The 14,461-nt window shown below is 61.9% G+C and carries 13 protein-coding genes; 9 read left to right on the top strand and 4 right to left on the bottom strand.

Annotated features, from left to right (window positions below):
• Positions 1 to 121: 121 nt before the first annotated feature.
• A complete protein-coding gene (locus tag HGO40_RS23370; RefSeq protein ID WP_053181691.1) occupies positions 122 to 1,615 on the bottom strand; it encodes a CoA-acylating methylmalonate-semialdehyde dehydrogenase in 1,494 nt (497 codons plus the stop codon).
• Between the two features lie 59 nt (positions 1,616 to 1,674).
• On the bottom strand, positions 1,675 to 3,024 hold the full coding sequence (gene aptA / locus HGO40_RS23365; RefSeq protein WP_250964935.1) for an omega-aminotransferase AptA: 1,350 nt from the start codon (positions 3,022 to 3,024) through the stop codon (positions 1,675 to 1,677).
• 123 nt (positions 3,025 to 3,147) lie between these two features.
• On the opposite strand from aptA, the gene HGO40_RS23360 reads away from it, so the two are divergent.
• From HGO40_RS23360 to HGO40_RS23335, 6 genes are all read left to right on the top strand, one after another.
• Positions 3,148 to 4,068, top strand: a complete 921-nt coding sequence (locus HGO40_RS23360) for a LysR family transcriptional regulator (RefSeq protein ID WP_072410356.1) — start codon at positions 3,148 to 3,150, stop codon at positions 4,066 to 4,068.
• 206 nt (positions 4,069 to 4,274) lie between these two features.
• Entirely contained in the window at positions 4,275 to 4,925 is a 651-nt protein-coding gene (locus HGO40_RS23355) for a TetR/AcrR family transcriptional regulator (protein ID WP_186707970.1), read from the top strand.
• 7 nt (positions 4,926 to 4,932) lie between these two features.
• Positions 4,933 to 5,514, top strand: coding sequence for an IMPACT family protein (locus HGO40_RS23350; RefSeq protein ID WP_186707968.1), 582 nt, complete (start codon positions 4,933 to 4,935; stop codon positions 5,512 to 5,514).
• A 535-nt stretch (positions 5,515 to 6,049) separates the two neighbouring features.
• Positions 6,050 to 7,603: an ABC transporter ATP-binding protein gene (locus HGO40_RS23345; RefSeq protein ID WP_250964934.1), complete on the top strand. Its 1,554-nt coding sequence runs from the start codon at positions 6,050 to 6,052 to the stop codon at positions 7,601 to 7,603.
• An 11-nt stretch (positions 7,604 to 7,614) separates the two neighbouring features.
• Positions 7,615 to 8,721 (top strand): ABC transporter permease, encoded by a 1,107-nt coding sequence (locus HGO40_RS23340; protein WP_250964933.1) that lies wholly within the window; start codon positions 7,615 to 7,617, stop codon positions 8,719 to 8,721.
• Positions 8,721 to 9,647 (top strand): ABC transporter permease, encoded by a 927-nt coding sequence (locus HGO40_RS23335; RefSeq protein ID WP_250964932.1) that lies wholly within the window; start codon positions 8,721 to 8,723, stop codon positions 9,645 to 9,647. Before HGO40_RS23340 ends, HGO40_RS23335 begins: the two co-directional genes overlap by 1 nt.
• Before the next feature lie 53 nt (positions 9,648 to 9,700).
• Here HGO40_RS23335 and HGO40_RS23330 read toward each other — a convergent pair whose 3' ends face one another.
• Positions 9,701 to 10,135 (bottom strand): hypothetical protein, encoded by a 435-nt coding sequence (locus tag HGO40_RS23330; RefSeq protein ID WP_250964931.1) that lies wholly within the window; start codon positions 10,133 to 10,135, stop codon positions 9,701 to 9,703.
• An 81-nt stretch (positions 10,136 to 10,216) separates the two neighbouring features.
• On the opposite strand from HGO40_RS23330, the gene HGO40_RS23325 reads away from it, so the two are divergent.
• From HGO40_RS23325 to HGO40_RS23315, 3 genes are all read left to right on the top strand, one after another.
• Positions 10,217 to 10,567, top strand: coding sequence for a MerR family transcriptional regulator (locus HGO40_RS23325; protein WP_186707958.1), 351 nt, complete (start codon positions 10,217 to 10,219; stop codon positions 10,565 to 10,567).
• A 25-nt stretch (positions 10,568 to 10,592) separates the two neighbouring features.
• Positions 10,593 to 11,279, top strand: a complete 687-nt coding sequence (locus tag HGO40_RS23320) for an SDR family oxidoreductase (protein WP_250964930.1) — start codon at positions 10,593 to 10,595, stop codon at positions 11,277 to 11,279.
• A 282-nt stretch (positions 11,280 to 11,561) separates the two neighbouring features.
• Positions 11,562 to 12,920, top strand: a complete 1,359-nt coding sequence (locus tag HGO40_RS23315) for an 8-oxoguanine deaminase (protein ID WP_250964929.1) — start codon at positions 11,562 to 11,564, stop codon at positions 12,918 to 12,920.
• Between the two features lie 124 nt (positions 12,921 to 13,044).
• Here the strand turns inward: HGO40_RS23315 and HGO40_RS23310 are convergent, their stop codons facing one another.
• The gene (locus tag HGO40_RS23310) at positions 13,045 to 14,136 is read right to left on the bottom strand and encodes a calcium:cation antiporter (protein WP_250964928.1); all 1,092 of its coding nucleotides are present in this window, start codon (positions 14,134 to 14,136) and stop codon (positions 13,045 to 13,047) included.
• Positions 14,137 to 14,461 lie beyond the last annotated feature (325 nt).

The following is a 14,461-nucleotide window of genomic DNA, read 5'->3' as shown; positions in this document are numbered from 1 at the left end:
AATAATCCTCCCAGCCCAACTACCCGCCCCCATCTATATATAAGATTTTCTCCAAACACCCACAACCCCCGCGACACACCCCGGGCCCGGCCCCATGGGGCGCCGGCCTCTTCACTTCCAATTACAAGCTGGGGAAAGCGAATTGTGAAGCCTCATGGCTGGCACGCTGCGGCCAACGCTGGGTAATGGCCTTGCGACGGGTATAGAAACGCACGCCGTCCGGGCCATAGGCATGCAGGTCGCCGAATAGCGAACGCTTCCAACCACCAAAGCTGTGATAAGCCACTGGCACCGGCAATGGAACGTTGACGCCCACCATGCCGACTTCGATCTCATCGCAGAACAACCGCGCCGCTTCGCCATCGCGGGTGAAGATGCAGGTGCCGTTGCCATACTCGTGATCATTGATCAGTTGCATCGCCTCTTCCAGGCTATTGACCCGGACGATGCACAGCACCGGTCCAAAGATCTCTTCCTTATAGATACGCATCTCGGGGGTCACGCGATCGAACAGGCAACCGCCGAGGAAGAAACCTTCTTCATGCCCGGCCACACTCAAGCCACGACCATCAACCACCAGTGAAGCGCCTGCTGTCACACCCTCTTCTATATAGCCACTGACCTTGTCCCGATGCTGACCGGTCACCAGCGGCCCCATGTCCAACCCGCAAGACGTACCGGCGCCAATCTTAAGCGCCTTGATTTGCGGCACCAATTTGGACACCAGCGCATCCGCCACTTGGTCGCCGACACACACCGCCACCGAAATTGCCATGCAACGCTCACCGCATGAACCGTATGCCGCGCCCATCAGCGCGCTGACGGCATTGTCCAGGTCGGCATCCGGCATCAGCACCGCATGGTTCTTCGCCCCGCCCAGCGCCTGGACACGTTTGCCACGTCGAGTGCCCTCGGCATAGATGTACTCGGCAATCGGCGTCGAACCGACAAAACTCAGCGCCTTGACTTCCGGCGCTTCGATCAGTGCATCCACCGCAGCCTTGTCGCCATGGACGACGCTCAGTACACCCTTGGGCAAACCGGCTTCCAGCAACAACTGGGCGATCAGCAGCGTCGAACTCGGATCACGCTCGGACGGCTTGAGAATGAAGCAGTTGCCGCAGACGATCGCCAGCGGATACATCCACAGCGGCACCATCGCCGGGAAGTTGAACGGGGTGATGCCCGCCACCACGCCTAAAGGTTGAAAGTCTGACCAAGCGTCGATGTTCGGTCCTACGTTACGGCTGTATTCGCCCTTCAGGATTTCCGGCGCTGCACAGGCAAACTCGACGTTTTCGATGCCGCGCTTGAGCTCACCGGCCGCGTCTTCCAAGGTCTTGCCGTGTTCCTCGCTGATCAACTGGGCGATACGCGCCTCGTTCTGCTCCAGCAATTGCTTGAAACGAAACATCACCTGGGCGCGCTTGGCCGCTGGTGTATTGCGCCAGGCCGGAAAAGCTGCCTTGGCGGCATCGATGGCCTGCTGGATAGTTGCGCGATCAGCTAATGGCACCTTATGAATGGCCTGGCCAGTAGACGGGTTGAACACATCGGCGGTGCGAGCGCTGTCGCTCAGCAGTTCGCCATTGATCAAATGCGGGATGAGGCTCATGAGGACTCCAGAATTATCCACAGGCGCCCATGGCCGGGCGCCCGTTGTTAAAGAATGCGTCAGTCGAGTTTATTCAGCACTTCACCGACTGCATCGAACAGGCGATCCAGGTCCTGTGGCTTGCTGTTGAACGTTGGCCCGAACTGCAGAGTGTCGCCGCCGAACCGCACATAGAACCCGGCTTTCCACAACGCCATGCCGGCTTCGAACGGACGCACGATGGCATCGCCATCGCGCCCGGCGATCTGGATCGCGCCGGCCAGGCCATAGTTGCGGATGTCGATGACGTTCTTCGCGCCCTTCAGACCGTGCAAGGCATTCTCGAAATGCGGGGCTATTTCGGCCACGCTCTGCACCAGGTTTTCCTTCTGCAGCAGGTCCAGCGCCGCCAGGCCCGCCGCGCAGGCCACCGGGTGTGCCGAGTAGGTGTAGCCGTGGGGGAACTCCACTGCGTACTCGGGCGTTGGCTGGTTCATGAAGGTCTGGTAGATCTCCGAGCTGGCAATCACCGCGCCCATGGGGATCGCGCCATTGGTGACTTGCTTGGCGATGCACATCAGGTCCGGGGTCACGCCAAAGCTGTCGGCACCAAACATCGAACCGGTGCGGCCGAAACCGGTGATCACTTCGTCGAACACCAGCAGAATGCTGTGCTGGTCGCAGATTTCCCGCAGGCGCTTGAGATACCCCTCAGGCGGCACCAGTACGCCGGCCGATCCTGCCATCGGCTCGACAAACACCGCAGCGATATTGGACGCATCGTGCAGTTCGATCAGCTTCAACAGCTCATCCGCCAAGGCGATGCCACCCTCTTTCGGCATGCCACGGGAATAGGCGTTGCTGGCCAGCAAGGTGTGGGGCAAGTGATCGACGTCCATCATGGCCTGGCCGAACAGCTTGCGGTTGCCACTGACACCGCCGAGGCTGGTGCCGGCGATGTTCACACCGTGATAACCACGGGCACGGCCAATCATCTTGGTCTTGGTCGCCTGGCCCTTGAGACGCCAGTAGGCGCGGACCATCTTCACTGCGGTATCGGCGCACTCGGAACCGGAATCGGTAAAGAACACATGATTGAGGTTGCCTGGGGTCAGGCTGGTGATCTTTTCCGCCAGTTGGAATGACAGCGGATGGCCGTACTGGAACCCCGGCGAATAATCGAGAGTACCCAGTTGCTTGGCGACCGCTTCCTGGATTTCCTTGCGGGTGTGCCCGGCGCCACATGTCCACAGGCCCGCCAGCGAGTCGTAGACCTTGCGCCCCTTGTCATCCACCAACCAGCTGCCTTCGGCAGCGACGATCAGGCGCGGATCGCGCTGGAAATTTCGATTGGCGGTGTAAGGCATCCAGTGGGCATCCAGCTTGAGCTGGCTAGCCAGGGAACCGGCAGCGTGTTCGGGCATGTTCATCGACAAAACCTCGCAGGTCATAAGCGACAGGGGAGCGAAAGGCGTTCTTGCAGCTAAGTTGCCACGACGATAAAGTCAATGAAATCCAACTTTTGTAACCTTCAGTCGGCGGATCACTAAACTATGAGCGCTCGACGTCCCGATCCTCTGGCCCAGGTCAGCGACTTTGATATTCGCCTGCTGCGCATTTTTCGCAGCGTCGTGGAGTGCGGTGGATTCTCCGCCGCGGAAACCGTACTGGGAATCGGTCGCTCAGCCATCAGCCAGCAGATGAGCGACCTTGAACAGCGCCTCGGCCTGCGTCTGTGCCAACGTGGGCGCGCGGGGTTTTCCCTGACCGAAGAAGGGCGCGAGGTCTATCAATCGGCGTTGCAGTTATTGAGCGCACTGGAAAGCTTTCGCACCGAGGTAAACGGGCTGCACCAGCATCTGCGCGGTGAGTTGACCATCGGCCTCACCGACAACCTGGTCACCCTGCCCCACATGCGCATCACCCACGCCCTGGCGCAATTGAAAGAGCGCGGGCCTGACGTGCAGATCCAGATTCGCATGATCGCCCCCAACGAAGTCGAGCAAGGCGTGCTCGACGGTCGCTTGCATGTCGGCGTGGTTCCCCAGGCCAGTGCCCTGTCCGGGCTGGAATATCAACCGCTCTACAGTGAACGTTCGCTGCTGTACTGCGCGGTCGGGCATCCACTGTTTTATGTCGATGACCAACAACTTGAAGACGCACGCCTCAACAGCCAGGACGCCATCGCCCCGACGTTCCGCCTGCCGGCCGAGATCCAGGCCCACTACCAGGCGCTTAATTGCACCGCGAGTGCATCGGACCGCGAAGGCATGGCGTTCCTGATTCTTACCGGGCGCTATATCGGCTACCTGCCCGATCACTACGCCAACCTCTGGGTCCAGCAGGGTCGGTTGCGGGCCCTTAAGCCTGCGGCACGGTTCTATGACTTGAGCCTGGCGTCGGTCACGCGCAAAGGGCGCCGGCCTCATCTGGTGCTGGAGAGTTTTCTCGAGAGCCTGGCGGCCACCCGTTAACCCCTGTGGGAGCGGGCTTGCTCGCGAAGGCGTTGTGTCAGTCGACACCTGTATTGAATAGACCTCCGCTTTCGCGAGCAAGCCCGCTCCCACAGGGGGCCAGATGATCGCCACCAAGAAGCTTTTAGTGTGATGGCACTTGTCGGATCGATGCCGGTGCGCTATCAACGCATTTGCTTGCCCACAGACCCAGCCCGGAAACGCCCATGACCTTTGAAGTCCCTGCCCACGGTGGCAAGCCCACCAGCCGCATTCGTCAAAAGAACGAAGAGACGATTCTCAAGGCCGCCGAAGATGAATTCGCTCGCCACGGGTTCAAAGGCACCAGCATGAATGCCATCGCCCTCAAGGCCGGGCTGCCCAAGGCGAACCTGCATTATTACTTCACCAATAAACTCGGCCTGTACGTGGCGGTGCTGAGCAACATCATCGAATTGTGGGACAGCACCTTCAACACCCTCACCGCCGAGGATGATCCGGCCGAAGCCTTGACCCGCTACATCCGTGCCAAAATGGAGTTCTCTCGTCGCCAGCCCCAGGCCTCGCGACTGTTCGCCATGGAAGTGATCAGCGGGGGCGAATGCCTGACCGAATATTTCAACCAGGATTACCGTGCCTGGTTCAATGGCCGGGCCGCCGTGTTCCAGGCCTGGATCGACGCTGGCAAGATGGACCCGATCGACCCGGTGCATCTCATCTTTCTGTTGTGGGGCAGCACCCAGCATTACGCCGACTTCGCCACCCAGATCTGTCGCGTGACCGGTCGCAGCAAGTTGACCAAACAAGACATGATCGACGCAGGCGACAACCTGATCCGCATCATTCTCAAGGGCTGCGGCCTGACACCCACTCTCTAAGATCGCCATGCCCTTTACCCTTGCCGGTTTTTGCGAGCACCGCGAAGAAATTCGCAAAAGCCGCTTCATTACCTTCGCCGCGCCCATCACCAGCCCCGCCGATGCCCAGGCTTTTATCGAGCAGCACAGCGACCTGGATGCCACCCACAATTGCTGGGCCTGGAAACTCGGCGACCAGTACCGCAGCAACGACGATGGCGAGCCGGGTGGCACCGCCGGGCGGCCAATCCTGGCCGCGATCGAAGCCCAGGCCTGCGATCAGGTCGTGGTGCTGGTGATTCGCTGGTATGGCGGGATTCAACTGGGCACCGGCGGGCTGGCCCGAGCCTACGGTGGCGGCGCGAACAAATGCCTGCAAAACGCTGAGAAAATCGAATTGATCAGCCGCGTGCCGCTGCACTGTAGTTGCGGGTTCGCCGAACTGCCCCTGGTGAAACTGCGCGTCGCCGAGTGCGGCGGGCTGGTGAATGAAGAACGCTTCACCGCCAATGGCGTGGACCTGCAATTGGCCGTAGGCGAAGCCCACATCGAAACCTTGCAAACGCAACTGGCCGACCTGAGCCGTGGACGGATCCTGTTAGAGCGTTGAGTTCGCAGGCTGCAATCTTTCAGGGCATCGCGCAATCGTTCAACTTGCCCACATCCACTGTGCACCCGACTGTGGATAACCTGAGCACATCCCTCTGTAACCCTTCTGTCATGCGGGTTTCAGCGGGTTGCTCATTTTTCAGCCAAAGTCCTTCCCAAGGGCCAAATCCATCCACAAAACAACCGCTTGCAGCGGTTTATCACCTTTAGAAGAAAGCCCCGTAGTGCTTATGCCCGAGTTTCCGGCTTGCACACAATAACTGTGGAGCAACCTGTGGATAACCCGTTCATGGCTCCTTCCGCCCCGTGAAGGACATAGCTCACAGCCGCTTGTTCAATTTTTGACCACCCATTTCAGGGCAAACCGCTGCCTGGGCCAGACCCGTGCGCGCCAAGGTAGTGCAGAATTTCCCCACTACAGATGCTCAGGCCCGACGCGGAAGGCCTCAGTAACGGGACTCAAGACAATTTCCTGACCTGATGGCCAGGAAATTGCTTTATCCACAGGCATTCCTGTCCATCGGCCCGAGCCTGTCATGTCCAACCCCGACTCCATCGCGCGCCTGCAATTGCGCAAGATCAGCAAACGCTACCCCGGTTGCCTGGCCAACGACGCCATCGACCTGAGCATCCAGCCCGGCGAGATCCACGCCTTGCTGGGGGAAAACGGTGCGGGCAAAAGCACCCTGATGAAGATTATCTACGGCGTCACCGCTGCCGATTCCGGTGAGGTGATCTGGCAGGGCCAGCGCGTCAACCTGCGTAACCCGGCCCAGGCCCGCAGCCTGGGCATCGGCATGGTGTTCCAGCATTTCTCGCTGTTCGAAACCCTCACCGTTGCGCAGAACATTGCCCTGGCGATGGGCGCGGCAGCCGGTACGCCAGCGCAACTGGAGCCCCGGATCCGCGAGGTGTCCCGGCGCTACGGCATGGCCCTGGAACCACAGCGGCTGGTCCACAGCCTGTCGATTGGCGAGCGCCAGCGGGTAGAGATCATTCGCTGCCTGATGCAAGACATTCGGTTGTTGATTCTCGATGAACCGACCTCGGTACTCACGCCCGCAGAAGCCGAAGAACTGTTCGTGACCTTGCGCCGCCTGGCGAGCGAGGGCTGCAGCATTTTGTTTATCAGCCACAAGCTCGGGGAGGTGCGCGCGTTGTGCCACAGCGCCACGGTGCTGCGCGGCGGACGCGTCTCAGGGCATTGCACCCCGGCGCATTGCTCGGACCGAGAGTTGGCGCAACTGATGGTTGGCGAGGCCGCAGGACTGATGACGGATTACCCCAAGGTCAGCGCAGACAAAGCCTTCCTGCACATCAACAAGCTGTCCTGGCACAACCCCGACCCGTTCGGCTGCTCGTTACGGGACATTGACCTTGAGGTTTGCAGCGGCGAAATCGTCGGCATCGCCGGGGTGGCGGGCAATGGCCAGGACGAATGGCTGGCATTGCTCAGTGGGGAAACGCCGCTTCCCCGCCAGCAAGGCGAAACGATTCGATTCGGCGACCAGCCCGTAGCGCACCTGCGCCCCGACGCTCGTCGCCAGCTCGGCCTGGCATTCGTCCCCGCTGAACGCCTGGGCCATGGCGCCGTGCCGCAATTGAGCCTGGCGGATAACGCCCTGCTCAGCGCCTTCCAGCAGGGCCTGGTCAGCCATGGGCTGGTTCGACGCAGCAAGGTCGAACACCTGGCCGAGGAGATCATCCGTCGTTTTGGCGTGAAGACGCCCGACACCAAAACCCCTGCGCGCAGCCTTTCGGGGGGCAACTTGCAAAAATTCATCCTGGGCCGGGAAATCCTGCAACAGCCAAAGCTGCTGGTGGCCGCGCATCCGACCTGGGGCGTGGACGTCGGCGCGGCGGCGACCATCCATCGTGCCCTGATCACCCTGCGCGACGCGGGCGCGGCGATCCTGGTGATCTCCGAAGACCTCGATGAACTGTTCCAGATCAGCGACCGTCTCGGTGCCTTGTGCGGCGGGCGCCTGTCGGCCTTGCGTCCTACCGTCGAGACCCGCCTCAGCGACGTCGGCGCCTGGATGGCCGGCCAGTTCGACGCCCCTCAATCCCCTGCCCCCGCGCCGGTTTAACGGAGTTCCACATGCTGCTTTCTCTCGAACCCCGCGGCCAGCAATCGCGCCTGATGCTCTGGTGCTCGCCGCTCTTGGCCGCCGTGTTGACCCTGGGCAGCGGCTCGCTGCTGTTTATCGCCCTTGGGCATGACCCGTTGCAAACGTTGTACACCCTGTTGATCGCCCCGATCAGCGACCTGTACGGAATGTCCGAATGGCTGGTCAAGACCTTGCCGATCCTGCTCTGCGCCCTCGGCCTGGCAGTGGCCTATCAGGCGCGGATCTGGAACATCGGCGCCGAAGGCCAATTGCTGCTGGGCGCCCTGGCCGGCAGTGCCGTGGCGGTGAACCTCATCGACGTGCAGAGTCGCTGGGCATTGGTGTTGATCCTGCTGACCGGCACCCTGGCCGGGGCGGCTTGGGCCGCGCTCACGGCGTGGCTGCGCACGCGCTTCAACGCCAACGAGATCCTGACCAGCATCATGCTCAACTACATCGCCCTGAACCTGCTGCTCTTTTGCGTCCACGGGCCGTTGAAAGACCCGGCGGGGTTCAACTTCCCCGAGTCGGCGATGTTCGGCGAGGCCAGTCGCCTGCCGTTGCTGCTGGAGGATGGCCGCGTCCATGCCGGGCTGTATTTCGCCCTGCTGGCGCTGGTAGCGGTGTGGGTCTTGCTGCAGAAAAGCTTTGTTGGTTTTCAGATCAAGGTGCTGGGCCTCGATGCCCGCGCCGCTGGTTTTGCCGGCTTTCGCCAGAAGCCGCTGGTGTGGCTGGCGCTGCTGATCAGCGGTGCGCTGGCCGGTCTGGCCGGCGTCTGCGAAGTCGCCGGGCCGATCGGCCAACTGGTGCCGCAGGTGTCGCCGGGCTATGGCTATGCGGCGATTACCGTGGCGTTCCTCGGGCGCCTCAATCCCATCGGCATTCTGTTTGCCAGCCTGTTGATGGCCCTGCTGTACATCGGCGGTGAGAGTGCGCAGATGTCGCTGAACCTGCCCCAGGCAATCACCCAGTTGTTCCAGGGGATGATGCTGTTTTTCCTGTTGGCCTGCGACGTGCTGATTCTCTACCGGCCACGCCTGAACCTGCGCTGGACCCGGCGCGCCCGAACTACCGCGGTACAGGCAGGAGCCTTGTGATGGATATCGACCTGTTGAGCAATATTTTCTATGCCATGGTTCGCTGCGGCACACCGCTGCTGCTGGTGGCCCTGGGTGAGTTGGTTTGCGAAAAAAGCGGCGTCCTGAACCTGGGCCAGGAAGGCATGATGCTGTTCGGCGCGGTGATTGGTTTTATCGTCGCGTTCAACAGCGGCCACCTCTGGCTCGGCGTGCTGTTGGCAATGGCTGCGGGAATGCTGTTGTCGGCATTGTTCGCGCTGGTGGCGCTGGTGTTCAACGCCAATCAGGTCGCCACCGGACTGGCACTGACGATTTTCGGCGTGGGCCTGTCGAGCTTTGTCGGGGCGGCCTGGGTCGGTAAACCGCTGGCGGGCTTCGAGCCGTTGGCCATTCCCTACCTGAGTGACATCCCCTTGATCGGGCGGATGCTGTTCGCCCAGGACCTGCTGGTGTACCTCTCCTTTGCGCTGTTTGCGCTGGTGGCGTGGGTGATCGTGAAAAGCCGCGCCGGACTGATCATCCAGGCCGTCGGCGAGAACCCCGATGCCGCCAGTGCCATGGGCCTGCCGGTGGTGCGGGTGCGGACCCTGGCGGTGCTGTTTGGCGGCGCCATGGCCGGGTTGGCCGGCGCCTATCTGTCACTGGCCTACACGCCGATGTGGGCCGAGAACATGAGCGCCGGGCGCGGCTGGATCGCCCTGGCGCTGGTGGTGTTCGCCAGTTGGCGGGTGTGGCGCCTGCTGCTGGGCGCCTACCTGTTCGGTCTCGCCAGCATCCTGCACCTGGTAGCCCAGGGATTGGGGTTGGCGATTCCGTCGAGCCTGCTGGCGATGCTGCCCTATGCCGCGACCATTTTGGTGCTGGTGCTGCTGTCCCGGGATGCCGTGCGCACGCGGCTGTACGCGCCGGTGTCCCTGGGGCAGCCTTGGCAGGCGGGGCATTGAGAACCCTGTGGCGAGGGAGCTTGCTCCCGCTCGACTGCGCAGCAGTCGCCTGCCTATGAGGGGTGCGGCGCCCCCCAGCGGGAGCAAGCTCCCTCGCCACGGACGGGCAGCATCTGCATGACGCCCCACACCACTTCGAAAAACAGGAAAGCCCACAACACCGCACTGGCTCCATGAAGCAGCGCATACAGCATCCAGGCCGAGAACAGAAACCGCCCCACCGCGTCATAACGCCCGTACAGCGCCTGGGGATCACGAATCCGCAACACCGCCCACACGCAGACAATCGAGCCCATCAGCATCACCATCAGCTCATGCGCCGGCGCAAACGGTGGCAGGTCCCCAGGCAGGTCAAAGAGCTGAGTCATGCTCACCAATACGCCATGCACCGCCGCAAAGCTCCACGGCGTGGCCAGCGCGGCCGACACGATCAGGTCGTACCAGGCGCTGCCAAGCACCACCCGGCGATATTGCATCGAACTCCACATACACGTTGCTCCAGATAATCGAGGAGCAAAGAGGCTAAAGCCTGGGGTATGCTCCAAGGTCAAGTCCTCTGGAGCTTCGCAATGCGTATCGGTGAATTAGCCCAAGCCTGCGCCGTCAGTCGAGACACGCTGCGTTTCTACGAGCAACGTGGCCTGATCGCAGCATCGCGCAGCGCCAATGGCTATCGCGACTACCCCGCCGACATCGTCCAACTGGTGCTCTATATCAAGACCGCCCAGCGCCTGGGCTTTACCCTGGGCGAGATCGGCGCGAGCGTCGCCGCCCTGTGGAACGCCCCCGACCCGGACTGCGCCGTGACGCAATTGCTGCAAGACAAGCTGAACCTGATCGAAACCCGCATGACCGAACTCGACGCGTTGCGTCAAGAGCTGAAACAACGGCTCGGGCAACGTTGTCCATTAAACCCGTGACCTTTTTCTTTCAAGGATGCCCCTCATGACTTCGGCAAGAAACGCATTGATCATCGGCGCCTCCCGGGGCCTGGGCCTCGGCCTGGTGAAGACGCTGCTCAGCGATGGCTGGAACGTGACCGCCACCGTGCGCACCCCGCAGAACGCCGAGGCTTTGAAGGCGCTGGGCCCGGTGCGGATCGAAAAACTCGACATGGACGACCAGCAAGCCGTCATCGCCTTGAGCCAGCAGCTCAAGGGCGAGACCTTCGACCTGTTGTTCGTCAACGCCGGGGTCAAGGGCCCAGATAACCAGAGCCCGGGCGGCGCGACGCTGGCCGAAGTCGGCCAGCTGTTCTTCACCAACGCCGTGGCGCCGATCAACCTGGCCCAACGCTTCGTCGGCCAGATCCGCGAGGGCAGCGGCGTGCTGGCCTTCATGAGTTCAGTGCTGGGCAGCGTGACCATGCCCGACGCGCCGGAACTGGCGCTGTACAAGGCCAGCAAGGCAGCGCTCAACTCCATGACCAACAGCTTCGTCAGCCAACTGGGCGAACAGTCATTGACGGTATTGTCGCTGCACCCGGGCTGGGTGAAAACCGACATGGGCGGCGAAGGCGCGGACCTCGATGTCGAGACCAGCACCCGTGGGCTGATCGACCAAGTGAATGCCTTCGCCGGCAAGGGTGGGCATCACTTCGTCAATTACAAAGGCGAAACAATCCCCTGGTAACCACCCGATACCCTGTGGAACCCCCTATCCCTGTGGGAGCGAGCTTGCTCGCGATGGCGCCAGATCAGGCGACATTGATGCTGAATGTCAGGCCGCTATCGCGAGCAAGCTCGCTCCCACCAAGCCCTCTCCTACATTGAAACCTGGGTCAGGCACTGGAAATGTGTCCGGCAACCTGAGTAAACTCCGCACCTTGCCCTATCCAATGGGCGACCCTGGATCAGCAGACAGGGCATCACTGAGCTGGCTAACCTGAACCCACTTTCAGAGGAGCCGGCCACCATGCCTGCGACCCGTACCTGGTTAAAAAATCCCCTCGCCATTTTCACGGCTAACGACCTCGATGCCCGTGGCGGTCTCGTCCTGCAGGGCGGTGTGATCGTCGAACTGCTGAGCGTCGGCCAACAACCCGCCCAGCCCTGCGACCACGTCTTTGACGCGCGCGAGCATGTGATCCTGCCGGGCTTGATCAACACCCATCATCACTTCTACCAGACCCTGACCCGCGCCTGGGCGCCGGTGGTGAACCAGCCGTTGTTCCCCTGGCTGAAAACCCTCTACCCGGTGTGGGCGCGGCTGACCCCGGAAAAACTCGCCCTGGCGAGCAAAGTGGCCTTGGCCGAGTTGCTGCTGTCGGGCTGCACCACGGCGGCCGACCATCATTACCTGTTTCCCCAGGGCCTGGAAAATGCCATCGACGTGCAAGTGCAAAGTGTCCGTGAGCTGGGCATGCGGGCGATGTTGACCCGTGGCTCCATGAGCCTGGGCGAGGCCGACGGTGGCTTGCCACCGCAACAGACCGTGCAGCAGGGCGAGGTGATTCTTGACGACAGTCAGCGCCTGATCGCCGAATACCACGAGCGCGGCGACGGCGCACAGATCCAGATTGCCCTGGCGCCCTGCTCGCCGTTTTCGGTCACGCCGCAGATCATGAGCGCCAGCGCCGAGCTGGCGGAAACCCTCGACGTTCGCTTGCACACCCACTTGGCCGAAACCCTCGACGAAGAAGCGTTCTGCCTGCAACGCTTCGGCCTGCGCACCGTGGATTACCTGGACAGCGTCGGCTGGCTCGGCCCTCGGACCTGGTTGGCCCATGGCATTCACTTCAACCCTGACGAAATCGCCCGACTCGGTGCCGCCGGCACCGGCATCTGCCATTGCCCCAGTTCGAACATGCGCCTGGCCTCGGGCATTTGCCCGACCCTGGAGCTGACCGCCGCCGGCGCACCCGTGGGCCTGGGTGTCGACGGCTCGGCATCCAACGATGCCTCGAACATGATCCTCGAAACCCGCCAGGCGCTGTACATCCAGCGCCTGCGCTACGGCGCGCAAGCGATCACGCCGGAGCGCGTACTGGGCTGGGCGACCCGGGGCTCGGCGCAACTGCTCGGGCGCAGCGATATCGGCGAATTGGCCGTGGGCAAACAGGCCGACCTGGCGCTGTTCAAGCTCGCTGAGCTGCGCTTCTCCGGCAGCCATGACCCGGTCTCGGCCCTGCTGCTGTGCGGCGCGGACCGGGCGGACCGGGTGATGATCGGGGGGCAATGGCGGGTGATCGACGGGCAAGTCGAGGGGATGGACTTGAAGGGCTTGATTGCCGATCACAGCCAGGCGGCGCGGGAGTTGAGCGCCGGCACCTGACCCCAACCCAAATCCCCTGTGGGAGCGAGCTTGCTTGCGATAGCGGCCTGACATTCAACTTCAATGCTGTTTGTCTGGCGCCATCGCGAGCAAGCTCGCTCCCACAAGGGGGATGGTGCTGGGCTCAGAGGCCCAGCAGGGACAACATGATAAACGTCGCGAACAACACAAAATGCGTCATGCCTTCGATGGCATTGGTTTCACCATCGTTGAGGTTGATCGCGCAGACGATCAGGGTGATGAAAATCATCACCGTCTGCACCGGGGTCATCGCCATCTGGAAAGGCTGGCCGGTGTAGAGGGCCATGGCTTCCATCACCGGCACAGTAAGGATCACGGTGGACAACGACGCCCCCAGCGCGATGTTCACCACCGCCTGCATGCGATTGGCGAGGGCCGCGCGCAGGGCGGTGAGAATTTCCGGCGCGGCGGAGATCGCCGCCACCAGGATCGCCGTGACCACGGGCGGAGCACCCGAGCCTTCCAGCCCCAGGTCGATGGCCTTGGACATCACTTCAGCCAACGCACCGATCACCACCACGCCAAACACCAGCGCACTGATGGAAATCGTCAGGCTGACAGGTTCCGGTTCGTTTTCCACCGGTTCTTTCTTGCGGCGCTTTTCCGGGTAGCTGTAGCTGAAGAAGTAACTGTGGGGCCCGACCTGCATGCGCAGGAACAGCGTGTACAACACGATCATCGCGCCGATGGTGAAGGCAGAATAGGTTTTCCAACTATCCCGGGGGATGAACTCCGGCACCACCATCGACACGCCCATGGCCGTGAGAATCATCACGCTGTAGGTGCGCGCCGAATCGTCGTTGTAGACCTGCTCGCCATGCTTGATCCCGCCCATCAACGCCGCGAGCCCGAGGATGCCATTGATGTCGAGCATCACCGCCGAGTAGATCGTGTCCCGCGCCAGCGTCGACGAGGCTTCGGTGTTCATCATGATCGCCAGGATCACCACTTCCACCAGCACCGCCGACAAGGTGAGGATCATGGTGCCGTAAGGATCACCGACCTTTTCCGCCAGCAGCTCGGCGTGATGGGCCACGCGCATGGAGGCCGCGACGATGAAACCGATCAGGACCAGGCCGCCGATCAACGCCACCAACTGCCCGCTGCCCAGCAGCCAGTGCTCCAGCGGATAGGCGACACATACGGCGGCCAGCGCCAGCAACAGCAGTTTTTCTTGCTTGATCAAAGTGAGCATCGCGGGCCTGTCACTGTGAACGGGTCATGAGTTACTGACTGTGGGGGGACGCGAACGTTTCGTCCGATTGTGACGCACCAGGGGGTGGCGAGTGGCTGGCAGGTGCACCTTTATTGTTCTCAAGGGCCTCATCGCGAGCAAGCTCGCTCCCACAGGTTATGCGGATGTAGAACCTGTGGCGAGGGAGCTTGCTCCCGCTCGGTTGCGAAGCAACCGTAAAAAACAGGGCCGCTGCGCAGCCCAGCGGGAGCAAGCTCCCTCGCCACAAGAAGGTCGTGTCGATTAGTTGTCCTGTTGGTCAGCATTTTGCATTGCTGCTGCACAG

This window comes from Pseudomonas sp. CG7, from assembly GCF_023701885.1.
Lineage (GTDB): Bacteria > Pseudomonadota > Gammaproteobacteria > Pseudomonadales > Pseudomonadaceae > Aquipseudomonas > Aquipseudomonas zanjanensis.
The sequence above is the reverse complement of the archived record's forward strand: the minus strand, read 5'-3'. Positions and strand labels throughout refer to the sequence as shown.